General features: G+C 60.8%; 22 protein-coding genes. 9 read left to right on the forward strand and 13 right to left on the reverse strand.

All coding sequences use genetic code 11. The features are described 5' to 3' along the window. Nucleotides 1–35: 35 nt before the first annotated feature. Nucleotides 36–866 (reverse strand): pyrroline-5-carboxylate reductase, encoded by an 831-nt coding sequence (proC, locus tag VGN12_18570; GenBank protein ID HEY4311459.1) that lies wholly within the window; start codon nt 864–866, stop codon nt 36–38. Nucleotides 867–1,246: 380 nt separating this feature from the next. On the opposite strand from proC, the gene VGN12_18575 reads away from it, so the two are divergent. From VGN12_18575 to surE, 3 genes are all read left to right on the forward strand, one after another. Further along, nucleotides 1,247–1,636, forward strand: a complete 390-nt coding sequence (locus tag VGN12_18575; GenBank protein ID HEY4311460.1) for a hypothetical protein — start codon at nt 1,247–1,249, stop codon at nt 1,634–1,636. A gap of 176 nt (nt 1,637–1,812) precedes the next feature. Continuing rightward, on the forward strand, nt 1,813–2,355 hold the full coding sequence (locus VGN12_18580) for a GNAT family protein (protein HEY4311461.1): 543 nt from the start codon (nt 1,813–1,815) through the stop codon (nt 2,353–2,355). Between the two features lie 48 nt (nt 2,356–2,403). Then, entirely contained in the window at nt 2,404–3,105 is a 702-nt protein-coding gene (gene surE, locus VGN12_18585; protein HEY4311462.1) for a 5'/3'-nucleotidase SurE, read from the forward strand. Between the two features lie 15 nt (nt 3,106–3,120). On the opposite strand, the gene VGN12_18590 is transcribed toward surE, so the two are convergent. Beyond that, a complete protein-coding gene (locus tag VGN12_18590) occupies nt 3,121–3,357 on the reverse strand; it encodes a carbon storage regulator (protein ID HEY4311463.1) in 237 nt (78 codons plus the stop codon). A 316-nt stretch (nt 3,358–3,673) separates the two neighbouring features. Here VGN12_18590 and VGN12_18595 point away from each other — a divergent pair, with 316 nt between their 5' ends. Next, nucleotides 3,674–4,114 (forward strand): NUDIX hydrolase, encoded by a 441-nt coding sequence (locus tag VGN12_18595; protein ID HEY4311464.1) that lies wholly within the window; start codon nt 3,674–3,676, stop codon nt 4,112–4,114. Between the two features lie 70 nt (nt 4,115–4,184). Here VGN12_18595 and VGN12_18600 read toward each other — a convergent pair whose 3' ends face one another. Beyond that, entirely contained in the window at nt 4,185–5,195 is a 1,011-nt protein-coding gene (locus tag VGN12_18600; protein ID HEY4311465.1) for a Gfo/Idh/MocA family oxidoreductase, read from the reverse strand. A gap of 197 nt (nt 5,196–5,392) precedes the next feature. Here VGN12_18600 and VGN12_18605 point away from each other — a divergent pair, with 197 nt between their 5' ends. After that, the gene (locus tag VGN12_18605) at nt 5,393–6,238 is read left to right on the forward strand and encodes a tetratricopeptide repeat protein (GenBank protein ID HEY4311466.1); all 846 of its coding nucleotides are present in this window, start codon (nt 5,393–5,395) and stop codon (nt 6,236–6,238) included. A gap of 76 nt (nt 6,239–6,314) precedes the next feature. On the opposite strand, the gene VGN12_18610 is transcribed toward VGN12_18605, so the two are convergent. Both VGN12_18610 and VGN12_18615 read right to left on the reverse strand, forming a co-directional pair. Next, nucleotides 6,315–7,226 (reverse strand): alpha/beta hydrolase-fold protein, encoded by a 912-nt coding sequence (locus VGN12_18610; protein ID HEY4311467.1) that lies wholly within the window; start codon nt 7,224–7,226, stop codon nt 6,315–6,317. Between the two features lie 161 nt (nt 7,227–7,387). Beyond that, a complete protein-coding gene (locus tag VGN12_18615) occupies nt 7,388–8,122 on the reverse strand; it encodes an endonuclease/exonuclease/phosphatase family protein (GenBank protein ID HEY4311468.1) in 735 nt (244 codons plus the stop codon). A gap of 200 nt (nt 8,123–8,322) precedes the next feature. On the opposite strand from VGN12_18615, the gene VGN12_18620 reads away from it, so the two are divergent. Further along, nucleotides 8,323–8,886 carry a thioredoxin family protein gene (locus VGN12_18620; protein ID HEY4311469.1) on the forward strand — a complete coding sequence of 188 codons (564 nt, stop codon included), beginning with the start codon at nt 8,323–8,325 and terminating at the stop codon, nt 8,884–8,886. A 16-nt stretch (nt 8,887–8,902) separates the two neighbouring features. On the opposite strand, the gene VGN12_18625 is transcribed toward VGN12_18620, so the two are convergent. From VGN12_18625 to VGN12_18635, 3 genes are all read right to left on the reverse strand, one after another. Beyond that, nucleotides 8,903–10,546 carry a Na/Pi symporter gene (locus VGN12_18625; GenBank protein HEY4311470.1) on the reverse strand — a complete coding sequence of 548 codons (1,644 nt, stop codon included), beginning with the start codon at nt 10,544–10,546 and terminating at the stop codon, nt 8,903–8,905. Nucleotides 10,547–10,876: 330 nt separating this feature from the next. Then, the gene (locus tag VGN12_18630; protein ID HEY4311471.1) at nt 10,877–12,169 is read right to left on the reverse strand and encodes a DUF1559 domain-containing protein; all 1,293 of its coding nucleotides are present in this window, start codon (nt 12,167–12,169) and stop codon (nt 10,877–10,879) included. Between the two features lie 739 nt (nt 12,170–12,908). Beyond that, nucleotides 12,909–15,167 carry a thioredoxin-like domain-containing protein gene (locus tag VGN12_18635; protein ID HEY4311472.1) on the reverse strand — a complete coding sequence of 753 codons (2,259 nt, stop codon included), beginning with the start codon at nt 15,165–15,167 and terminating at the stop codon, nt 12,909–12,911. Nucleotides 15,168–15,738: 571 nt separating this feature from the next. Here VGN12_18635 and VGN12_18640 point away from each other — a divergent pair. After that, on the forward strand, nt 15,739–16,773 hold the full coding sequence (locus tag VGN12_18640) for a DUF1573 domain-containing protein (protein ID HEY4311473.1): 1,035 nt from the start codon (nt 15,739–15,741) through the stop codon (nt 16,771–16,773). Nucleotides 16,774–16,834: 61 nt separating this feature from the next. Here VGN12_18640 and VGN12_18645 read toward each other — a convergent pair whose 3' ends face one another. The 4 genes from VGN12_18645 to VGN12_18660 all read right to left on the reverse strand — a co-directional run bounded on the left by VGN12_18645 (nt 16,835) and on the right by VGN12_18660 (nt 19,886). Next, nucleotides 16,835–17,044, reverse strand: coding sequence for a FeoB-associated Cys-rich membrane protein (locus VGN12_18645; protein ID HEY4311474.1), 210 nt, complete (start codon nt 17,042–17,044; stop codon nt 16,835–16,837). 10 nt (nt 17,045–17,054) lie between these two features. Then, a complete protein-coding gene (gene feoB, locus VGN12_18650; protein HEY4311475.1) occupies nt 17,055–19,298 on the reverse strand; it encodes a ferrous iron transport protein B in 2,244 nt (747 codons plus the stop codon). Between the two features lie 106 nt (nt 19,299–19,404). Continuing rightward, nucleotides 19,405–19,653 carry a ferrous iron transport protein A gene (locus VGN12_18655; GenBank protein ID HEY4311476.1) on the reverse strand — a complete coding sequence of 83 codons (249 nt, stop codon included), beginning with the start codon at nt 19,651–19,653 and terminating at the stop codon, nt 19,405–19,407. Beyond that, the gene (locus VGN12_18660) at nt 19,650–19,886 is read right to left on the reverse strand and encodes a FeoA family protein (protein ID HEY4311477.1); all 237 of its coding nucleotides are present in this window, start codon (nt 19,884–19,886) and stop codon (nt 19,650–19,652) included. Before VGN12_18660 ends, VGN12_18655 begins: the two co-directional genes overlap by 4 nt. A gap of 264 nt (nt 19,887–20,150) precedes the next feature. Here VGN12_18660 and VGN12_18665 point away from each other — a divergent pair, with 264 nt between their 5' ends. Continuing rightward, on the forward strand, nt 20,151–22,175 hold the full coding sequence (locus VGN12_18665; GenBank protein HEY4311478.1) for a VCBS repeat-containing protein: 2,025 nt from the start codon (nt 20,151–20,153) through the stop codon (nt 22,173–22,175). 110 nt (nt 22,176–22,285) lie between these two features. Continuing rightward, nucleotides 22,286–23,845: a DUF1501 domain-containing protein gene (locus VGN12_18670; GenBank protein ID HEY4311479.1), complete on the forward strand. Its 1,560-nt coding sequence runs from the start codon at nt 22,286–22,288 to the stop codon at nt 23,843–23,845. A 34-nt stretch (nt 23,846–23,879) separates the two neighbouring features. Here the strand turns inward: VGN12_18670 and VGN12_18675 are convergent, their stop codons facing one another. Further along, nucleotides 23,880–24,104 (reverse strand): hypothetical protein, encoded by a 225-nt coding sequence (locus VGN12_18675; protein ID HEY4311480.1) that lies wholly within the window; start codon nt 24,102–24,104, stop codon nt 23,880–23,882. Between the last annotated feature and the right edge of the window lie 89 nt (nt 24,105–24,193).

Genomic DNA, 24,193 nt, shown 5'->3' on the forward strand with positions numbered 1-24,193 from the left:
TCAAAGTGCGATTTCTGATATCGCGGACCATTGTGTCACAGGCTCTTGGATTTTGACAGGGCCCCCAGCTCGGCGCTACGCCGCGTGGCGGCCTCGACCGCGGCAATCATGGCAGCCCGCGCGCCGGCCGATTCCAACGCTGCCAGGCCTGCGATCGTCGTGCCGCCGGGACTAGCGACGGCGTCCTTGAGGACACCCGGATGATCACCGGTGGCCAGCACCATTTCAGCGGCGCCGCGAACTGTTTGGGCGGCCAGGGCCAGCGCGATATCGCGCGGCAAACCGACTTTCACGCCGCCGTCGCTCAATGCTTCGATCAAGACGTAGACGAATGCCGGGCCCGATCCGGACAGGCCCGTTACGGCATCTAGCAAGGACTCTTCAACCTGGTGAGCGGTACCGACCGCGCCGAGCAACCTGCCGACCAGATGCGCATCGTCGGCCGTCGCATTGGGTCCAAGGCAGTAGCCACTGGCACCAGCGCCGACAAGACAGGGAGTATTCGGCATAACGCGCACGAGCCTTGGCGCATTCCCGAGCCCCGCCGCGAGCGCCGCAAGCGGCACTCCGGCCGCAATCGAGATGACCAGATGGTCGCGTTTTGCCGCGCCGTGCAACTCCGCCATGACAGGCGTCATTTGCTGCGGCTTAATCGCCAGAAAAATAACGTCGGAATTGGCGAGTACGTCCAGGTTACTGGCAACAAAGCGACAGCCGGTGTCGGCGGTGAACCGTTCGCCGGCGGCTGCATAGGGATCGCTTGCTACGATCCGATCCACAGAGGCTAGCTTCGCCCGGACGAAACCTCGAGCGAGCGCCGTTGCCATTCGGCCAGCGCCGATGAAACCAAACCGAGGATTCGTCATACGTCGCTCACCGCCCTGACAAGTCTTTGAAATGCGAGCCCCCGGCCATCACTTCCGCCGCGGCCTCACTCCTAGCTAGCATAGGTTGCGTGAAAAATCCGCGTCGCGAACGAGCCGACGCGAACACCATTTGAAGGCCAATAACACCGGTAAACCTAGCCTTATGCTACGAAAAAGGGGAATCGCGGACAATTGCCACCGTCGGACACTGTTATCTCTAAGCGGACCGCGACGGATGCGATTTTGAATCGCACAAAGCCACCTGGACCGGCTTGCCCGATTTTGCGACACTCCGTCGCCGTGTGCGTCCGATTCCCGGGCGCCGCGCATTGGGCAGCCCCGTCTCGATCGTTCCGATCTGTCTGTGGAGATTCAAGGCCGTGAGTTGGTCTCGATCACTGTTTGCCGTACCTCTGCTGGGCGCGACATTGGCCGGTTGCCAACCGTTGGCGCCGACAGGTTCGCAGACACTGGCCGGTTCGCGCGATGGTTCCGACCAGATCGTGGCACGCGATGACGATTCGTTCACGGGTCGGCTCGAGACGGGCACGCGGCAGTTGACCGAGACCGTGTCGAAGCCGCTCGATCCCACGTATTGGCAGCAAGAGCGGCAAAAATCTCAGGCGAAGAAGCGGCTCAAGCAGCAGCAGGCGGCTGCGGAAAAGCAGCGCAAGAAGCCGCGATCGGGTTTTATGGCCTGGATGTTTCCCGAGCCGAAGCAGCCGCGCACGCTTTCGGAATGGCTGTCGCAGGATCGACCCGACAGTTGATTCCGTCTGACGCCTCGCGACGCGCGAGGCATCTATCATGCTTACGGCAAGACGCCGTTCGAGGCAGTCTGACTTGATGCAGGCAGTGCCGTGGGATCAAATTGCGTCGGACTCAGTGCCCCTTGCGCAATGAGCCCCCACTCTCTCTCGATTTGCGAATGTTCCGGCGTACGACCATGCCTAGCGAACTTGCCGACGAAGCGATCGCGTTGCGCGTTCCATGCCAAGACGACGTCGCGGCCATGGTCGAAGCGGTGCGTAGTTCGCTCGACGACTTGATGCGTTGGACCTCGTGGTGCCATGCCGACTACGAGGCCGAGGACGCGGTGAAGTTTTTGCGCCGCGTCGATAGCGAGCGTTTCGAGGACCGGGCGTACGACTATTTCATCGCCGATGCAACGCAATCCCGGCTACTCGGTGGATGCGGCCTGTATCACGTCGATCGAACGACCGGATGCGCCAGTCTTGGCTATTGGGTAAGACGAGATGCGGCCGGCCGCGGGCATGCAACCCGGGCCGCTCGGCTGCTAGTCCGTTTCGGGCTGGTGGATCTCGACCTGACGCGAATCGAAATCCTGGTCGCCACCGAAAACCTGGCCAGCCAACGCGTCGCGGAAAAGATCGGAGCCACGCGCGAGGGCGTGCTGCGCAATCGGCTAGTTTTAAAGGGCAGGCCGACGGATGCCGTGGTCTTCTCGTTAATCCCTGCCGACCTGTAGAGGTAAGTACGTTTGGCCAGCAGAGGGCGTGGCGGGTACGATTGCGGAATGAAGTTCCTGCTAACCAATGACGATGGCATCGAGGCACCCGGCCTGGCGGCACTCGAACAGGCGATGAACTTGATCGGTGAAAGTATCGTCCTGGCCCCCGATCGGCACCTCTCCGGCTGCGCACATCAGACCACGATGGATCGCGCTTTGACTCTAGCCAGTTTGGCCCATTCGCGGCATGCGCTGGACGGAACGCCGGTGGATTGCGTAAGACTGGCCCTTGGGCATATTGCGCCCGAAGTCGATTGGGTGATCTCCGGCATCAACGAAGGGGCCAATTTGGGGGCCGACATTTATCGCTCAGGGACGGTGGCCGCCGTGCGTGAGGCAGCGCTATTAGGCAAACCGGGAATCGCCTTTTCCCAGTACCGCCGGCGCGACAGCGCGGCCGACTGGGACCGCGCTGCGCGCTGGACGGCGGATGTGGTTCGGCTGCTCCTGGCGAAGTCCGCCGAAACCGGCGTCTACTGGAACGTCAACTTTCCCGACCCGCTTTCCCCGCATGTCTCCCCCGAGATTGTTTTCTGCGAGATGGATCCCCATCCACTTCCCGCTGGCTACCGCCTTGTCGAAGGTCGCTATCGATACGCCGTTAATTACCACGGTCGACCGCGCTCTCGCGGCCACGACGTCGACGTTTGCTTCGCCGGCGCCATTTCCATTACCCGCCTCGCCCTGCCGCCAATCGTGATTGAGTGATCGCAGGGCGGGGTGCTATTTGGCGGCATGCAGATGGTCGGCCACCATCGGCACAGCACAGTTGGCAACAGCGATTGCCGATTCCGCGATCGGGGCGTCGTCGAAGAACTCCAACTCGCCTCGGACGATGCGGACGTTTGCCGGGGCTTCGATCCCGACACTGACGCGACTTCCCACCACTCGATTGACGACGATCGTTATGTTGTCGCCAATCCTGATTCGTTCGCCGGCTTTGCGGCTGAGTACTAGCATCCTTGTCTCTCCTTACGTAACTGGCTTCGTGCAAACTCTGGGTCAAATAAGTGCTTGCGTATCATTTGCCCCTAACGAGAAAGGATAGAACGCAAAGCTGGTGCCAAGCCGGAGCCGGGGGATTGTTTTCTTTGTTCCTTGAGGAAAAATGCCGAGAATTGGGCGATTTGTCCCGCGGGCCTTTCTTTCAGGGCGATCACCCGCCGGGGACACGGCTAGAAATCAGTCCAAAAATGAGATTTCCGAGTCAAAATGAGACCCTAGACTGAGACTGACAGGGCCCGCGGTCCGGAAATCAGGCCGACGATTTGGGGAAATGGATAAGACACAGATGCACACCCCGTTTCCCCCTTCTTCGCTCCAGGCGTCCGCCATCCCGTATCGGGTTCACGATGGGAGGCTCGAGATCTGCCTGATCACTTCGCTGAGTAGTGGCCGCTGGGGCTTTCCCAAGGGCTTGATCGATCCGGGCGAAACGGCGGTTGAGACCGCCTTGAAAGAGGCCCACGAGGAAGGCGGTCTTCGTGGCCGAGTCGTCGGCGAACCGCTGGGCGAATATCAGTACGCCAAATGGGGCGTCATGCTCACGGTTACCGTCTTCCTGATGCACGTGCAGGAAGCCGATGAGACCTGGCTCGAGGCGGACCGTCGCCAACGCCGCTGGGTAACGGCCGACGTCGCGGCAGACATGCTCGATCGAAAGTACCTGGCCCGGGTGCTGCGGCTCGCAGTGAAGCGGCTTGAGGAACAAGCGTAGCGCAGCTTGTTGCAGTTTTGGGGGGCGGGCGTCCCGCCCGCCTTTCATTGCCCGATTGTTGTACCGGACGTTATTGGGCCGCGGCCGATGCACGATCCATCACCGATTTCAGCGTGACGGACTTCCCTCCCTGGCGATTGCTTTCGTCGGCGGCTTCCATGAACGCATAAATTTCCAACGTCTCGGCGGCGCTCACGGGCGGCTTCCCGGATTGGAAGAACTTCGCGATCTCGGCGACCAGTGGTTGATAGCCCGCGTACGATCCGCTTGGGACGACCCCCTTCGAACCGAAAACCATAGCGCCGTAATCCGATTTGCCGGCGCGAAGGCCGCGGAACGTGCCGATACGTCCTCCGCTCCACACGCCGACGACCATTTCACCATCGGCCGTTTGCGTGCGCTGCGCCGACTCGCAACCAGATCCCATGATGGTGAACAGAATCTCGACGCCATGGATGCCGTACCAGAAAAGATCGGGATGGTGCTCTTCCAAGGTGCATGGCCCGTAGGCGTCGCAGCCGAGCACTTCGCCTACACGTTCATCATGACGCATGCCGAGGATGCCTGGGCTGAAGCGAAGTGACGAACTGGACCAGCAGGGAACGTTATGCTCGGCCGCCAGCTTGTATATCTCGACCGCATCGGCGAGCGTGCCGGCGACCGGCTTGTCAATGAATAAAGGTTTGCCTGCCTTGATGACGGGAATCGCCTGTTTGAGGTGGGGTCGACCATCGACGCTCTCCAAAAGGATGGCATCGACTTTTGACAGTAGTTCATCGATCGAACCGACGATTTCGACCCCCGAGTCGCGCAACTCCTTGGTGTAGCCCTCGACGCGGTCCCGGCTCGAAGGGATATCTGGGCTGCCGCCGGGGTAGGCCGCGACGACCTCGACGGCGGCCAGGTCGCCCGTGGCGCTCGGGTCGTTCATCGCCTTGGTAAATGCGATGACGTGCGATGTGTCGAGACCGATGATACCGATTTTGATCGGCTTAATAGGCTCAGCGCTAACTGTCGAGTTCACGGCCATTACGATCGAGACTCCTACGGAAAGCACGGAAACAATCGGAAGCTTTTTCACCGAGGTATCTCCAGCACGGAGCGCGGGGACGGCGGGAAACGAATCGAATCGGCGTGCATTGTAATTCGCCACTTTCGAGGGCGATACCGTCCGACGTGTGACAAATTGTACTTGGCCGAGCTTCCCAGGTCGGCAGTCAGACCAACGCGCGGTACGATGCGGCTTGCCCGTACCCTGAACGCCGCGAGAGGTGAACGATGAATGTAGTCAAGGCGATCATTCTGGCCATTTCGGTTTGCGTTTTAGCATCGGCCGAAGATGGCGATGTGGGGCAACTTCTGGATCGGGCCCGCGCTGCGCTACGGGATCGCGAGCCGGAGCGTGCCGTTGAACTGGCCGGCCGAGCGATTGAAGCGGCCAAAGACGATCCTCGCAGCTATCAACTGCGCGCGGACATCCGAGCGGCACTGGGGGAACATGAGGCAGCCATTCCGGATTACGACCAGGCCATAAAGCTCGCGCCCGACCAGCCGGAACTTTATGATCGGCGCGGTAGCGAACGATTTAAACTCGGCAAGTTCGACGATTCGATCGCGGATTTCGACCGTTATCTCGCTCTGCGCCCGGACCAGGAGAAGGCGCATTGGAAGCGAGGCATCTCGTATTACTATGCCGGGCGATTCGCGGACGGACGGAAGCAATTCGAGGGCTACCAGACGGTCGACGATAACGACGTCGAGAACGCGGTGTGGCGATACCTGTGCATGGCGCGCGGCGAGGGATTGGCGAAAGCCCGGGCCGAGATCCTGTCCATCAAACGGGACGGGCGCGTGCCGATGATGGAAGTTTATGCGCTATACCGAGGTGATATTTCGCCGGACGAAGTGTTACGCGCCGCCCGGGATGGGGATCCGCCGCCCGACCGTTTAAACGAACGGCTGTTTTACGCCCATCTTTATCTGGCCCTCTATTTCGAGGCCACCGGCGACACAGAATCGTGCGCCGAACATATCGTCGAGGCTGAAATGCATCGCATCCCACACTATATGTGGGACGTGGCGCGCGTGCATGCGGCGCGCATCCGCGCGGTACAGCGACCGTAGGATGCATGCGAGATGCAACGTCAGTGAAAACGCGACAAGCTCTTGCTGGGCTACGACTGGCGTCTGGTATCGGCCCTTATTGCGCGGCAGCCGATTTGTCGTCGCGCCACAGCCAACGTATCGACTCTGGCAGGATGGCGCCACCCTGCTTGCCGTTGTGGCCGCCGTCGCCGTATTCGAAGCGATAGTCGTACTTGGCAAACTTCAGTGCCGCGGCCATCTCCTGATTCGCCAGCGGCCAGTTACCGTGGGCGTTGTCCAGATCGCCCGAGCCATCCTGCATGAAGATACGGATCGGCTTTGGGTCGGTCTTGCGAATCAACGCCGGGTAGACGTGCCCGCCGCGGATGTTCGTAAAGCTGCCGACATGACTCAGCACTTTGCTGAACGCGTCGGGACGCTGCCAGGCCACCGTCCAGGAGCAAATTCCGCCAGAACTGATGCCGCAGATAGCTCGGCCCGACGTCTGGTCGGTCAGGCGATACTCCTTGGCTACCTCGGGTAGAATTTCCTCGAGCAAGAAGCGCGCGTATTGATCGCTGAGCGTGTCGTACTCGAAGCTGCGGTTTGATTCCGGCTTGCCGTCCCCTGATTTCTTGTCGGGGAAGACGCCCGGGTTGATGAAGATACCGATCGTTACCGGCATCGCTCCCTGGTGAATCAGATTGTCGAACACGATCGGCACACGGAAGTCGCGCGTTTCGTCGACGTACCATTTGCCGTCCTGAAAGACCATCACTGACGCCGGCGTGTCGGCCTTGTATTGCGAGGGGACGTAGACCCAATAGTCGCGTTCGGTGCCGGCAAAGACGTTGCTCTTCCAATGATGCTCGGTCACCGTCCCCTTGGGCACTCCCTCGTGCCGCTCGGAATCGGGGCCATGTTTATATTCGTCGGCGGCGTGCGCGCTGGCGCCGCAAAAATGAAATGCCGCGGTGACGGCCGATAGCAGGACAAACCAAATTGGGAAATACGATGCACGACGCATGGGGTGTTTCCTCTCCGGGGCGGGTGTGCGGGGCAGGGCAGGCAAGCACGCGGAAGCGGCTTGGGTTAGAAGCTAACCGCCCGTCACGCGTGTGGCAATCGTCCGGCGGTCCCCCGATCGAGAACTGGACGCATGACAAAGGTCAGTGACACAACTCGCGGCTAAACGCCGGCCGAGCCATTGCTACCCAGATCGAAATCGACGACCAGCGGCAAATGATCGCTGGCGTTCTTCGCCAGGGCGCTATGCGCGATGAAGGCGCGATCGATACTTATGGCGCCCCGATAAAAGGCCTTGTCGAGCGAGCCCAGCGGCAAGTAAGCGGGGAACGAGCGGAATCGCGACGGCGGGCTCGTGATTTGCTCGAAGCCATGCTCGGCGAATGATTCGTGCTTCAAGCGGTTGCGCCAGTCGTTGTAGTCGCCGATGATTAAGGTCGGCAGCTCGTGTGCTTCGCGAAATGACGAATGCGTCAGCAAGTGATGCACTTGCCAGCTTCTCTCGCGCTCGGCCAAACCCAGATGCCAGTTCACCAGGTGCAACGGGCCTTGCGGCGTATCGATCACTACGGCCTGCGCGCCTCGCGGCTTCTTGGATTTCAGACGCAGCGAAATCTGGTGCTTCGAACGGAACGGCCAGCCTGAAATGATCAGGTTGCCGTAACCTCCCATTTTGAGATGCACATTGTGCTGATAGAATGCGTCGACGGCATTGAGCCGGGCAGCCAGCAAGTCCGGCTGATGGTCAAAGCGCGTGCGGCGGACGTTGTGGTCCACCTCTTGCAAGCAGACGACGTCGGGCTGCAAATGCTCGATGACCTCGGCGATCCGTTCGAAACGGTAACGCCGGTCACGCCCGCCGATGCCTTTGTGAATGTTGTAGCTGACGACGCGCACAGGATCTCAAACCGAGCTCTGAAAAATCGCGGCTATATTTGCCGCATGATAATGACGCGTCGCCCGGCCCGATTCAAGACCACGCGGCTCGCGCGAGCAGTCGCACTGCTAGTTGACTATACGTTCGAAATTGCCGAAAAGACCAGGGGCCAGCGCCTGCAGGTAGGCCGGCCTTACCCCACGGAGGCTGGATATTCGCCATGACTGACTGGACGACAAGCTTTTCGCACGGTTTGACCTACACCGCGTTCCTCGAAAAATATGGCACGCCCGAGCATCAGCGTCGCTGGGCCGATGCGCACGCCGCGGTAAGGATGACGGAACAGCAAGCCGCCCTGGTGCGCAGCTTTACGCGCTCGATGCGCATTGCCTGTCTGGCCGGAGCGTGGTGCGGCGATTGCGTTTATCAATGTCCGATCCTGGATCACATCCAGCGGCTGAACCCGCTGTTGGAAGTGCGGTTCTTCGACCGCGACGCCAATCCCGAGCTGGCAGCCGAATTGAAAGTATGCGGCGGCAGCCGCGTGCCGGTGGTGGTGTTCCTCAACGAGGACTCGCAAGAGATCGGCCGCTACGGCGATCGGACGCTGTCACGCTACAGGCAGATGATGGCGCAAATGTTTGGCGCCTCGTGCCCGAGCGGTTTGGTGTTGCCCACGGGCGAAGAACTGGCCGCGATCGTGCAGGACTGGCTGAACGAATTCGAGCGTCTGGCCTGGCTGTTGCGCATCTCGCCGCGGTTGCGTCAAGTGCATGGGGATTGATCGTCACGGCGCCGGATCAAGACTTTTTTTCCGGCTTCGTCGCCGCGATCTTCGTTGGCGGGTTGAGTTGTTCCAACAGCTTCGCCAGGCGGTGGATCATCCAGGTGATCAGTTCGAAATCGGCTAGCAGTTTGAGTGTGGCCGCGCGTTGGGCGACCACATGCTCGCCCGGCTGTTCGTCGGCCGTGCCACGGACGCACGATTGGCGCGCCGGCTCCACGAGCGCACTGTGGTAGCGCGATTGCTCGCGTAGCTGCGTGATCGCCGCTGCCTGGCGCGTATCGACCGCTACGATCGCCGCGGCCAACAGCGCGTCGAGCGCCGATAGGACCTGGTCACGCACTGCTTCAGTACCTGGGAAACGTCGTAGTGCATGGTGCGAGCTGCGTGCTTGTGCGTACGCCGCCTCGAGATAGCCGACGACGGCCGTCAACTCGCGGGCCACGTTCAGTCGTTCGGCCACCGATTTCTGAAGAGGAGCCGTGGCTAATTGGGCCGCGTAGTCGTCGATCCGCCGCGCTAGCAACGCGTAGTCAATAGCGCGCTGGTCCTCGACGGCGCTGTTGTCGGTGCCGGCGCGGTGGGCTTCGACCGATTGCCGCAGGCTGGCCAGCAATCGGGCCAATTCACGCGGGATCAGATCGACGGCCGTGACCGGGTCGTCCAAACTGCGCGCGGTCAGGAATTTTGGTTGCGCGGCATTGGCCTCGACGTCGGCCGGCCAACGCCAGGCGACCAGCCGCAACAGGGTACCTTGGAAAAAAGACAGCACGAGCGCCGGAAGTAAATTCGAAAGCAGAAACACGAGCGCCAACTGCAATGCTAGCGACGGCGTCGCACGGCGCACGGCGGATAGCGCCAGGGGCAGGCCTGAGAGCCGCTCGAGATAGAACAGCGCCACCATCAACAGGCCGCTCGCCAGGCAGAACAGGTCTTCCGAGCGCACCAGTTGCCGCGCGGCGCCGCGAAGGCCGATCGAGAGCAACTGTCGCAGCACGATCGTTCCCAGGTTGGTGCCATAGATCAGCATGGCCGCCGTCGGCAGGTCGAACAGCCCGCCCGTGGCCAACGTGATTACGAGCAACGTGGCGCCGGTGTTGGATTGCATGACCGCGGCCAATACGAAGCCGGCCAGGAAGGCAATGGCGGGCGAGGCGACGAGATGTGCCGCGGTGGTTTGCAAGCCATCGGTATGGGCGAGCGGTCCGGCCGCGGCCCCCATGCTTTGTAAGCCGAACAGTAAGAGTGCCACGCCCAACAAGACATTCGCCCCCTGACGAATGCCGCGCTGACGGACGAGCGTGGCCACGGCGCCGCACAGCCCGATCGACCAGGCCACGAGCGGATGAATGTCGAGCGTCACGACGAAGGCCAGCGCCGTCAGCCCGACGTTGGTCCATAGAATCACGGGCAGTGCGGCCGACGTATCGAGCAGTCCCGCGGCGACCATGTTCGTCAGCAGAAACGTGACGCCGGTCGCGCTTTGCATCAGCAGCCCCGCGGCCAGGCCGAGTGCGGCGCTGGCCCCGCGCGCGGCGGTGAAGCGCGCGATCAGCGTGCGAAAGCCAGGCCCGCTGAGCTGGCGCAAATGCTCGCCGACCATTTGCAGGCCGACAAAAAAGATGCCCAGCCCGAGGACGAATTCAGCAAGTTCGTTCATATCGTAAGGGCGTTGACCTGGTCGGTGGCACAGCATTCGGACGCTTCGGCAGGTTTACGATTTCTGCGCCGCTTTGCCCACATCATCAATGCTACTTCGGCACGTAGCAAACAGCAGGTCCTAGATATTGGGATTACGTAGTGAGGCATGCTTATCCGCCTGGGGCGGAAAAGCATGGCACAGCGGAACTGGCGTGAGCATGGCTTCGGACACCTGATTGTCGGCAGGAAATGCGAGGTGTGGCGAGCGCGCAAAAAAAGCCCGCCGCGATTTTTAATTCGCCACGGGCTGGAAGATTTAAACGGTTTGCGGATTTCTACAGCAAGTCGCTCACGGAGGGGAGACGGGCTCGCCGCCGGCGCGGGTCGACAGGGCCTGGTAGACGCCGATGATCGGCGCTTGTGCACTAGAGGCTACCGTCAGTACCTGGTTGAAGTTCGGATAGTTACCCGAGGTAACTGTCTGCACTGGCTGTGTCGAACCGCTGGGCGACCCGAGAGGGAAATACCCCTTACCACCGTTGGCGCAATCGATTCCTGCCTGAATGTAGCGAACGCTGCCGTCGGCCATCAGGAAGTTGCCACCGCCGGTATGCGAGGCACGAAAGCCGCTCATGTGATGACCGCTTTGCGCGGTGCTGTTCACGCTGCTATTACAGGCACTGGGGTTCTTGGACAGGATCAGGCCGAGGCCCGAAGTGCCGCCAAGGCGGGCGTACGTCTGTAACACGGGGTTATAATTCAAGGGAAAAACGGTCGTGCCGAACGGTCCGCCGGTGTAGAACGGTTTACCCGCGGCTAACTGGAAAGCATCCACGTTGGGTTCGCCGGCGATCCAACACCAGATCGGCTGATACGTTTGACCGGTACTGTCGGTAAGCACGCCGCTATTCCAATCCTTACCGAGCTGCCACTTGGGACCTTGCGCCCCTTCCCCCATCATGAACGTGTTGCTCAATCCATCAGTAATGGATTGAGCGGTGTTCATCATGTCGAACATGAACATGCCGCGCTCCCAGCCAGGGACCATGGCGCCACTATCGCAAAAAGCATCGCTGATTCCGGAGCAAAGAATGTAATCGAGTGCGCCGAAGAGCCCGTTCATCTGCGGCTGCGACAACCCTCCCGCAGTGCCGCCTACGGGCGACGGAACGGGGTAGGTGGGGGTAATAAGGGTCGAGCCGGAATCGAGCGCCCCGAGGTAGATCGGATTGTCTTTGTCGTCCGACGGGCAGACGAACGTGTTGATCACCTGGTTCATGATCACCTGGGGTTGTTTCGTCCACTGAGCCGAGGCGTTATACATCGCGGCGGTGCCGCCGGCCTCGAAGTACGGTAGCAGCATCGTGCAGGGGCTGGCGAACGCGTTGCCCAAATCGCCGGCAGAGGTCCCTATAAGGCCGCCGGGGACGAAGACCCCCATGGCGCTCAGGTAGTTCTGATGGGCCAGACCGAACTGCTTGAGGTTGTTCGAGCACTGCGCCTTACGCGCGGCCTCGCGTGCGGCCTGCACTGCCGGCAGCAGCAAGCCAATTAATATGCCGATGATGGCGATAACGACCAGCAGCTCGACGAGCGTAAAGCCGGTTCGCCGGCCGGGGTCCAAAGCACGCCTGGGGTCCATAGCAAAGGTCTCCCTGACAATAGATGATAGCGAAGATGAGATGAGCGACGGCCGAGGGGCCGACCTCGATTCCTTGAGTCTACGCGTTTTCCGAATAGTTGAAAATACGCAGCCTGAGTCACAGCTGCGTGACACGGTGTTCCATCCGCGCCTCTGTTCGGAATGCAGCCCCCTGCTCCCGACTGGGCCCGTTTCGAGTAGCCCATCTTCCACTGGCCCCGGCTCTGACCGTTTCCCGCCCGAACGCGCCACGCCTCACCTACTGAGCAAATCGTAAAACCGTCCCAGCCGGTGACGGCAACCTGACGCTGCCGCGCCAGCTAACGAACGATTTGCGCCGGGCCCCCGCCCCTTAAGAATATCGTAGCCGATCATAGCCGTACATGCGGGGAATGCAAGATAGTTTGTTGCCGTTTCACGGCCTTCTCCAGCATGATCCGCAGTACCCCACTCCCGCTATGCCGCAGCGCCGAATCGTGGCCGGACGTGAGAGGTATCGCACAGTAGTACGGGAAGGAGTGAAGTGCGGATTTCCCCGGGAAATCAAGGAATTTCGGTAACGTTCCCAGATACGAGACTCGACTCTGTAAAAACGCCGTCGCGACGCGTCACTCATTAGTTAGCGAAGCAAAGTAACGTCGTGCGCGATCGAGGCGCGATGCCGCGCGAAACGACGTAGACAGAACCGCTGGGAAGCTAACGAATGAGATTTCCCTGAAATTTGGCGCCAGGCACTGCTCTATTCGACGGTCAGCCGCAGCGATGCGGTCGAATCGCTGGCCGTCGCGGCGATTGTAAGCGGGACCAGCCATGTAACACGGCCGGCCTTGCAGACCCCCTCTGCGCCGTCCCGGCAGTAGTAGTAATCGAGCGTGGCTTCGATCGTCTCCTCTCCCTCAGATTTGGCCAGCGGAAGCTCGATCTGGAACTCGGCGGCCGGAGGATCCACCTTTGTGCTTCGACCCAAAGCCGCGCGGTCGACAGGGCCCGTGGATGCCGGGGAGGTGAGCTTGTAACGCATCGGCGCGATCGGATTGATCTTATAACCGGCGGGTAGCTTTAACGCCGCTTTGAGCCATACCAGTCCGTCGGCCGGTTTCAGCGAAATGGGATCGATGCGAACTTCTTGGCCACGCGAGGCGGGTGTAACTGTTGCGGCCGTCGCGGGACGTGGCGGGCTAAGGCCGCGAATCTCGAACGTGGCGACCCGATCATTATCCCCCAGGTCGACGGTGCGAATGAGGTGGTTATTCGTGTCGGCCACGTAAAGCTTGTTGCCGGCCACCGAAAGTCCGGCGGGCTCGTCGAACGAGGCCGGGTCGTCCTCGTGACCCGGCTTGCCCGTCCCCACGATTGTGCGGACTGACTTCTTGGCCAGATTCACGGCCTTGATCTTGTTGTTGTAGGTATCAGCGATGTACAGCGTGCCGTCGTTCAAAGCGATGCCCAGCGGATGCTGCAGGCGCACCGTGCGGCCCGACCCGTCGTGATCGCCGAACGCGAACAACCGCCCGGCCGGCAAGTCCGCGGTGCCAATCACCGTGCGAACGCGCTTGCTGGGATCAAAGGGAACGGCGCGCAGCGAACTCCCTTCGCTATCCGCGACGTACAGCCACTGCTTGTCGGCCGCCAGTCCGCTGGGTTGTGCAAACGACGCATAGCCGGCTTCATAAGGTTCGCTGGGGACGAGCGGGCCGTCGACGATATCCTCGCGACTGTTGCCGGCGTATATGCTGATTTCACTCTCGTCGAGCGGCATCTTCCAGATCTGGTGCGGGCCCGCCATCGCGATGTACAGGTCGTCGCCATGGATCTGCAAGTCCCAGGGGCTGTTCAATTCCGTCGTACGCGGTGGGCCGGCGAAGCGCGCAGGAAGCGCTTGCTCTGCTGCGGCGGCGGGGTTGGCGACCATGCCCGGCCACGCCTGCGCCTGGTGGCCGTCGCCGGCGATGGTCGTGACGCGCCGTTTGACGAGATCGACCTTTCGCAGCATGTGGTTTTCGGTATCCGCGACGTAGAGCGTATCGCCGTTGAGGGCCATCCCCTGAGGGTGATTAAACGTGGCGGCCGAGAATTCTCCGTCGGTAGTGCCGAGGGCTCCACTGCCGATAACGTCGACCAGGGCCCCCTCGAAGTCGGCAATGACGATGCGATTGTGGTTGCTATCGGCGATAAACAGGCGCTCGCCAGGTTCGTCCGCTAGTACTTTGCCCGGAAAGCGTAGTGGGGTGTCCGCCGCGCCCTCGGCCGCGAGGTCGAAGCGGAGCGGCGTTTCGTCGAGCGTCCCCTTTTTGCGGTAATAGGGGATGGCTTGTTTCAGCAGCGTGGCGAATTCGTTGGCCTTGAACTCGCCGCTGCGGCCGTAAACGGCTTTGCCCTCGGGATCGATGAGGATGGCAGTTGGCCAGCTACGAATGCCGAAGCGGTCCCAAATCGCGTGCTTGGCATCGTTGACGACGGGATGTTTGATTTCGTAGCGCAGCACCGCCTCGGTGATGTTCTTTGAATCTTCCTCGTTTTCGAACTTGGCGGAATGAACGCCGATCACGACCAGCTCGTTGGGGAACGACTCTTCGAGTTTTTTCAATTCCGGCAAGATATGCATGCAGTTGATGCAGCAGTAAGTCCAGAAATCCAGCAGCACGAATTTGCCGCGCAGGTCCTTCAACTCAAGCGGTCCGGCCGTGTTGATCCAGTCGACGCCGCCGCTGAGGTCCGGCACGGCCATGCGGCGCGGAAACGGATTGCCGTCATTCGACGCCGGGGCAGCTTCAGGCTGATCCTGGTTGGCGCTGATCGCCGTGAGCGCGACCAGAGCGCCCGTGGGTGGCGCGGCGGCCACGGACGGCAGCCCGAGCATCGCGGATGGTACTCCTGAAAATCTGTCGACGAACACGATTGACAGCGTCAGCATCCCTAAGAGGAGTAATCGCACGCGAATGCTAGCGACAGCGTCCGAGGAGTCGGGCACGCTGCATTTCAGAGCTCGATAGGCCATCGTTGAGTCCATTCAAAAGTTCGGACTGATTTCAGATGCCCATCGTACGTTACGCGCTCCGCGCGGCCTAGCAACGATCGACAGGCGTTTAGCGTCGCGCGGGTTTAAGAAGCGCAGAACCTCTTCGTTGCCGATCGCGGCAAATGTCCAGCAGGCAGCGGCGGGACGGGATTTCGCTCGCTCCCCGACCCTGTAACACCAGGCATTTTGCGATCTGCCAAGAAGGGGGATGCGGTGGGATTTCTCGTCGCGGCGGGAATCTCTGGCACTTTTGGAACCAGGCGCGGGCCCCTATCTACGGCATTTCAGGCACCTACGGTCGATTGGAGATGGTTCCTACAGTGGGGCAGGGGCAATGGCCGAAAATGATTTATTTGTCCTGCTTGGAAGGCGTTTGGCACGCGTATCTCTTTTGATAGAAAGAAGTTGACACTTTCGTAACAGGGTCGTAGAGTTCCCACGAAGATCGAATGATACGCGGCCAACATCGAGCCGACGTCGCGATCCAGAGCCGCGTGTCGCGGCCCTCGCGCCGTGGCAACGGCCGCCTGCGATTCCTGTGAGGAAATGTATGTCTTGCGTTCGTCTGCAATGTTTGGGGTTGCTGGTGATGCTGGCGCTCAACGGCTTGGCTCAAGGCCAAGATTGGGCGCGCAAGATGTTCGAAACGACCAGTCACGACTTCGGGAACGTCGCGCGGGGCGCGCGGGTTGAGTACAACTTCAAATTTCACAACCCGTACAAAGAAGACGCGCACATCATCGACGTGCGATCGAGTTGCGGCTGCACGACGCCGCGCGTGTTGAACGACACGTTGAAGACGTACGACGAGACCGCGGTCGTCGCCGCCTTCAATACCCGAAGTTTTCTCGGCCAGCGTAGCGCCACGTTGACCGTGGTATTCGATAAGCCCTACTACGCCGAAGTGCAGTTGCAGGTCGCAGGCTATATTCGTCGCGACATCGTGATTCACCCGGGCGAAGTCGATCTAGGAACCGTCGACCAGGGAACACCTGTCGAGAAACAGATCTCGATTGCGTACGCGGGACGTGGTGATTGGCAAATTACCGACGTGAAGTCGCAAAGCCCTTACGTCGACGCGCAGATCTTCGAAACTCGTCGCGACTCGGGACAGGTGACTTACGACCTGAAAGTTCAATTGCGGCCTGACGCCCCGGCCGGCACGATCAGCGAGCAACTGGTGCTGTTAACCAACGACCAACGCTCGCCCGAAGTGCCTTTGGACGTCGAAGGGCGCGTTGTCGCGGATCTGACCGTAAGCCCGGCCTCGGTGCTGATGGGAGTGCTGGAGCCTGGTCAAAAGGCGACCAAGCAATTGGTTATCAAGGCCAAGAAACCGTTCCGGATCACGGGCATCTATTGCGACGACGAGAGCTTCGAGATCAAGGCTCCGAACGTCGCTAAGCCCTTGCACGTGGTGCCGATCACTTTCCTGGCCGGCGATAAGACGGGCAAGATCGCGCAGAAGATCCGCGTGACGACCGACCTGGGTGAAGATGTGGTGGCTGAGTTCTCGGCCTATGCCCAAGTGGTTTCACCCGAGCGCCCGCTTGAGCGGACGACTTCGTCGCCTAACGCCGAGTAACGTGGCGTGTCAATCGTCGGTGTGCTTCCGTGGGCCGAACGCGATTGCACGCGGCATTTGATCAGCGACGGTTCTCAAGAACGGGCTTTAGCAGGCTATCGACACTGAGCACCTGTGGCTCGGCACCGGCCGCCTGAGCGGGGCAACTGGCACATGTGCCGCAGCCGCCGCGACGTTTGCTCATGACAACGCCCCAGGCCCGGCGCAGCAGGTAACCCGCAGCCAGTGCCACGATGGCGAGCGTCACGATTTCGTCGGTGCTGAGTTGCATGTGCAATGCTCTACGAGATCGCCATTCCTACCTGATAAGTAACCAGGGCCGCGACGTACGCCAGCGCCGTCATGTAGCCGAAGGTGAACGTTGGCCACCACCAACTGTTCGTCTCGCGTTTGATCACGACCAGCGTTGCCGCGCACTGCGCACAGAGCGCGAAAAAGACCATCAGCGATAACGCTACCGGGATGTTGTAGACCTTTTGGTCCGTGCCGTCCCAGGTCGCCTGGCGCAGGGCGTTGTCCAGACCGGCCTCGTTGGTATTGTCGACGTCGATCTCGCCTAAATTGTAAATGATCCCGAGCGTCGCTACGACGACCTCGCGGGCCGGAAACGACGCAATCGCGGCGCAGCCGATGCGCCAATCCCAACCCAGCGGGCGGACGGCCGGCTCGATCAAGTGTCCGAGCCGCCCAAGGATGCTCTGCTGTTGATAGTCGCCGGCAATTTGGTGGTCGAGGTCGGCCAATTGTTCTTCGATAGGAGCTCGTTGCGGATCGTCGTCTGGCAGCGCGGCCGCCTGTTCCTCGAGCCGCGATCGCTGCTCGGCATAGGGAGCCGCGACGGACGCGTCGTGCGGATAGTAGAGGCTGGCCCACACCACGACTGCCACCGCCACGATCAGGGTTCCGGCGCGCCGTACGAACGACCAGCCTCGCTCGAGTATGCGATGCATCACGATCGAAAACGCAGGCACTTTGTAGCTGGGTAATTCCATCACGAATGGGGGCGTCGGCCCGCGTAGCAGCGTCTTTTTGAGGACCAGCGCCACCAGGGTCGCCGTGACGATACCGATCAGGTACATCGCGGCCAGCGTCAGCCCTTTTAGATTCAGCAGGCCGCCCAAGAATCCGCGATCCGGGATGAACACCGCGATCAGCAGGGCATAAACAGGCAAGCGGGCGCTGCAACTCATAAGCGGTGCAATCAGGATTGTGGTCAGCCGATCGCGGCGATCCTCGATCGTTCGCGTTGCCATGATGCCGGGGATCGCGCAGGCGAATGACGACAACAGCGGGATGAAGGATTTCCCGCTCAGACCGACGCGTACCATCAGCTTGTCCATCAGGTACGCGGCGCGGGCCATGTAACCGCAATCTTCCAACAGCGCAATGAAGAAAAACAAAATGAAGATTTGCGGCAGGAATGCCAGGACGCCACCAACGCCGCCGATCAAGCCATCGACGACCAGGCTGCGGAGCGCGCTGTCTGGTATTTGCTCTTCGGCAAATTGTGCGACTTTTGCGACACCTTCGTCGATCAGATTTTGTGCGGGCTCGGCCCAGGAAAACACGGCCTGAAAGACAATGACCATCGTTAGCGCGAAGATGGCCGTTCCCCACAGGCGGTGCGTCAGGATGCGATCCAGCCGGTCGCTGAACGTGACGGGCCGAACCTGCGGCCGGGTCACAATGTCAGCCAGCTTTTCGTGGATCCAGCCGTACCGTGAAACCGCTTCGATCGCCGGAACCTGGCAACCGACAGCGGACAGCCGCTGGCGCGCCTCGTCGATCGCGCCATGCAAACCAGGGTCGTGTCCCGCGACGATGATGTCTTGCAAATAGCCCGTGGTATCCAGCAGTAACCTTTCAACAAGATACCGCGGGGGCGGCGCCTTTCCGTTGCCTGCCGCGGGCGAGCCGGGTGCCGCGCCCAGTCGCTGGCAGAGTAAGGCGACCTCTTGCTGAAAGGCGGCAGGGAATGGACTCGATCGCGGCGCGACCGGTTGCCCGGCCAGCTTGGCAAGAGCCGCTTTGACTTCGTCGATGCCGCGCTTGCGATTGGCCTGGATCGGGACCACGGGGACGCCGAGGTTTTTCGAAAGTCGTTCGACGTCGATCGTAACGCCGCGCGTTCGGGCGACGTCCATCATGTTCAGTGCTACGACCGTCGGCAGCCCCAGTTCCAGGGCCTGGCTGACGACATACAAATTGCGCTGCAAGTTGCTGGCGTCGACGATGCACAACACCACATCGGGTCGCGGTGCGTCGTCGCGCCGGCCGAGGAGGACGTCCACGGCCACCATCTCGTCCGGAGATCGTGGCGCCAGGCTATAGGTTCCGGGCAGGTCGATTAGTGTGAACTGATGCGCGCCGTACGTGAGGTGGCCGATTTTCTTTTCGACCGTTACGCCCGGATAGTTGCCGACGCGCTGCCGCATGCCGGCCAGTGCGCTAAACAGAGTCGATTTACCGGTGTTGGGATTACCGATCAGCGCGACGCAAATTGTCGAGGAAGCACTAAGCGTCATGGCCGGTCGCAATCAAAGGCAGCGGGTGGGCAGGCATACGACGGTCGTCCGGCCCCTTTGCGTTAAGCCCGACCGGCTCGACAGAACGCCTTCGAAGACGTTCCTTTTACAAGGATTGAATCTCGACGCGCTGAGCTTCGCTCTTTCGCACGCTCAAATGGTAGCCGCGGACGTCAAACTCGAGCGGATCGCCAAGCGGGGCGGTCCCAAGTAGCTCGACGTCGACGCCCGGTGTGAGCCCCATCTCAAGCAGTCGCAGCGAGATTTCATCGCATCCCACCACGTTCAAAACGCGGCCGCGTCCGCCGACGGCCAAATCGGCCAGGCAGTTCGTTGCGGAATTGGAGCGGGTCACGCCAGAACCCCCGGCCGTACTAGCACGCGCAACAACTCGTCGGCCCGCAGGCACAGTCGCTGACCGTTGACGCGTACAATGCAGGGTTGGCCTGCTTGCACCATTTGAACTTCGGCCCCTTGCCGCAACCCAATCTCATCCAAGCGATGGACCAGATCGCCGTGGCCGACCACTGCGGTCACGGCACCTATTGACCCGATTTCGAGGCATTGCAAAGGAATGGAGTCGTTCACGAAGAAGTCGCCTCAGCAGTTGCTGGTATTGAGACTCATTCTCAAGTCCGGTGTATTCTAAGAGAGGAAATCGGTACGAGCAAGCTGGCGGCTGTAAAAAAACCGTCCCGATTGCGTAACATCGGAGAGTAAGCGCGGGCGTTCCGCCGCGGTTTGGCGGTAGCTTCAGCCGCGATTGCGAACGAATACTTGCTGTCGAGGGCCCTGCGGCAGTCAGAATCTTGCGGCCGGCCTGGTTTCCCCTGCAAGCGAGCCAAGTTATTCATGCGGAAACTTCGTTCTTGTTTCGATCGGTTGACGTTTCGTGCGATTGCCGGGTGCGTCGCGATTTGTTTCGTTGTCACCGCGCCCACTCAGGCTAATGATGACGCGGTCGGTCAGTTAACTCGATTGAAATACAACAACCCCGGACTGGTCGTCGACTTGGGGGTAGGCCTGTGGGCGTGGCCCGTTCCCTGCGATGCCGATGGGGACGGGGATTTCGACCTCGTCGTCTCTTGCCCCGACAAACCTTCCAACGGCATCTGGCTGTTCGAGAATACGACCGGCGACACGTCGCGAGACAAGTTTCCTGTGTTTCAGCCGGCCCGGCGGTTGAGCGCGACCGTTCATTACGTCATGCCGAGCTATGTCGAAGGTCGTTTGCGCGTCGTTTCGCCGGGCAAGGAATATCCCGACTTCTTGCAAATGGGGCTAGAGCGGTTCGTGGCGCTATCCGCGCCCGAGCGCATCCACACCCCGCTGGGGAAAGCACCGCAAGCACGCGGCACGAAGATGCGGCACAACCAATGGCGCTATGCCGATTACGACGGCGATGATCGCTTGGATTTGATTATCGGTATCGAGGATTGGAGCGATTACGGGTGGGACGATGCGTGGGACGAGGAGGGGCATTGGCAAAACGGCCCGCTGCATGGATTTGTCTATTGGCTGCGAAACACCGGCACAACGAAAACGCCGAAATACGCCACGCCAGAGAAGGTGCAAGCCGGCGCCGGCCCTGTCGACACCTATGGCTGCCCTTCACCGAACTTCGCCGATTTCGACGGCGATGGCGATCTGGATCTACTGTGCGGTGAATTCTTGGACGGTCTTACTTACTTCGAGAACGTTGGCACGCGAACGTCACCGCGCTACGCATCAGGGCGGCGATTGAAGACAGCGGATGGAAAGCCGCTTGTCATGGACCTTGAGATGATCGTGCCCGTTGCCTTCGATTGGGATCGTGACGGCGACCTGGACTTGATCGTGGGAGATGAAGATGGTCGCGTAGCGCTTGTCGAGAACAGCGGAGGTTTGACAAACGATCACGTGCCAGTTTTTTTGGCGCCCCGTTATTTTCAGCAAGTTGCCGATGACCTGAAATGCGGCGCGCTGGCCACGCCCGTGGGATTTGATTGGGATGGCGACGGCGATACAGACATCGTTTCGGGGAATACGGCCGGATACATCGAGTGGTTCGAGAACCTCAGCGGCGCGGGCGTGGCAAGTCCTCGCTGGAACCGACCGCACCGGCTGGAAGTCGATGGTGCGCCATTTCGCGTGATGGCCGGCGCTCACGGCAGCATTCAGGGGCCCGCCGAGGCCAAGTGGGGCTACACGACGCTTTCGGTTGCCGATTGGGATCATGATGGGCTGCCTGACATTGTGCTGAATTCGATCTGGGGACGCGTCGAGTGGCTACGAAACACCGGCACGCGCACCGCACCACGACTGTCCGCGCCGCGACCGATCGAAGTGCAGTGGCCCGCGGGGCCTGCCAAACCGACTTGGACGTGGTGGACGCCAAAGCCCAAGGTGTTAGCCACACAATGGCGCACGACTCCGGTCGTGCATGATTTCAATGGCGACAAATTACCGGACATGGCGATGCTCGATGCCGAGGGGTATTTGGCGCTGTTTCGCCGGCAACAGGGTGTCGACGGAACACTCGAATTGTTACCACCCGAGCGCGTGTTCGTCGACGACTCCGGACAGCCGTTACGTTTGAACGATCGCCGCGCAGGGGGCAGTGGCCGTAGAAAGCTTTGCGTCACGGATTGGAACGGGGATGGACGATTCGATCTGTTGCTCAACTCGACGTCGGCAGACGTCCTATTTCAAGTCGATGGGGAGCCGGGTTGTTTTGCATTTCGCCGCGCCGGTACTATCGCGCGACAGAATATCGAAGGGCATGACGTCAGCCCAACGGTCGTCGATTTCGACGCCGATGGTGTGCCTGACTTTCTCGGCGGCGCCGAGGACGGTCATTTCTACTTTTTGCGTAATCCGCGCGCCGGCAAAAAGTAACAATGTTTGCTGACAGTCGCTAAACCTCCCTGCTAGAATGCCTGACACCCCTCCTGACCTTCGACCGTGACTGCGGTCTCCTGCCTTCTTTAATCCTAGCGAGGCCCACCATGCACCGGTTCGGTTGCCAGCGCGACGATCATCCGCGCATCGGTCGCCGTGAATTGTTGCAGGTCGGGGGCGTCAGCCTGTTCGGCATGGGTTTGGCCGACCTTCTGCGTCTGGAATCGCAGGCTAGCGGGACACCGGCAAAATCTGGCCGTGCGAAATCGATCGTGTTCATCTTTCAATCGGGTGGCCCCTCGCAACACGAAACGTTCGATCCAAAGCCCGAGGCACCCGAGGGCATTCGCGGCGAATACGGCACGACGCAAACTGCGCTGCCGGGCGTGAACTTCTGCGAATACTTGCCGAAGCTGGCAACCCGCGCCGATCGGTTTTCGCTCCTGCGTTCGATGCACCACACGGCCGATCGCCAATTTCGCAACGAACATAATAGTTGTTTCTATTTGTTGCATACCGGCTCGACCGAGATGCCAGTCGGCGACACGAACGCGACGATCGCAACGCCGCGCGCTGGTCGGATGGCATGGCCGTCGATCGGATCGATGATTGCCTACGCCGCACCGCCGCAGGCGAGTGTCGGATTACCGGCAGTGGTCGAAATTCCACGTACGAATAACATGTCGTACCCCGGACGTGAACCGGGACTACTAGGGCCCCGCTATGGTCGGTGGGGTGTCGATTTGGCGCCGACCTGCCACGCCAAGGATGCGGCCGGCTCATGCCCGAATTGTTTCAGTCACGACAATCCGAACGATCCCGCGCGTGCTCCCGGACCGGGGGCGAACGCCTGGTGGGACAACAGTAGTTGCCGGAATCCCGATTTTCATCTGCCCGATTTCGGCACAGAGTCGGGCATTTCGATTCCGCAACTGACGAATCGTTATGATCTGCTGCTGCAGCTCGAAGAGCTGCGCCGCGCGGCGGACAGTCCCACGCGGCACGATGCACTCGTGCTATACGAGGCGCAGCGTGAGCAAGCTTTGCGGCTGGCACTGACCGCTGATCGTGGTCGACAGAACCCATTCGACCTGACACAGGAATCGGATAAAACGCGCGATCTGTACGGACGCGAGGAATGGGGGCAGGCTTTTCTGGTCGCGCGACGCCTGGTCGAGGCCGGCGTGCGGATGGTGCAAGTCAACTTGCGCGGCTGGGACACGCACCAGAATGCGTTTCGTGATCTGAAGGGGAAGCTACTCCCCTCGATCGATCATTGCTTGAGCGGGTTTCTCGACGATCTGGCCGAGCGCGGCTTGCTGGACGAAACTCTGATCGTGATGTGTGGCGAGATGGGGCGCACACCGCGCGTTTCGCCGATTGCCGTCGGAGGTAAGAACGCGTCGGGCGAGGTTTTCACTGCTGGCCGGCACCACTGGGGGGACGTCTTTACCTGCTTCCTCGCCGGCGGAGGCATTCAGCCAGGGCGCGTAGTCGGCGCCTCGGATCGACAAGGCGGATCACCAGTGACCGAAGCCTATACTCCGGCCGATCTGGCAGCCACGATCTTTCAGCAGTTGGGAATCGGGCCCGAGCGGGAATTCGTCGACACGACGGGGCGGCCGTATCAGATCTATCGTGGCCGTCCCATCGCTGCGCTACTCTGAATTCCGGAACGCATGGCAAGATCGCCCCGTGGGGTCATTCCCACCAGCGCGCCAAGATCAGGGAATAGGCCGCGACCGTGCCTGCCAACCAGGCGAACATCGCCCACGACGTCCATCGTGGCAGGGCGCCCACAGGTTCGCAGTCATCCTTCGTGCGATAACTGGCCACCGGTCCGACCGTGCGAAATCGCTGAGCTGCCGACTTGCGGTACAAAGTCGGCGCGTTGTGGTCGTGCGAGGGGCGCGAGGGCGCGAGCATGCGGAGGGTTCCTTCCCTGTCTCTGTGGATTTCAAGCCCTGGGTCGCAGTGCCGGCGTCACACGGATCTCGGTCGTGCGGGCGACGAAG

The organism is Pirellulales bacterium, from assembly GCA_036499395.1.
Taxonomy (GTDB): domain Bacteria; phylum Planctomycetota; class Planctomycetia; order Pirellulales; family JACPPG01; genus JACPPG01.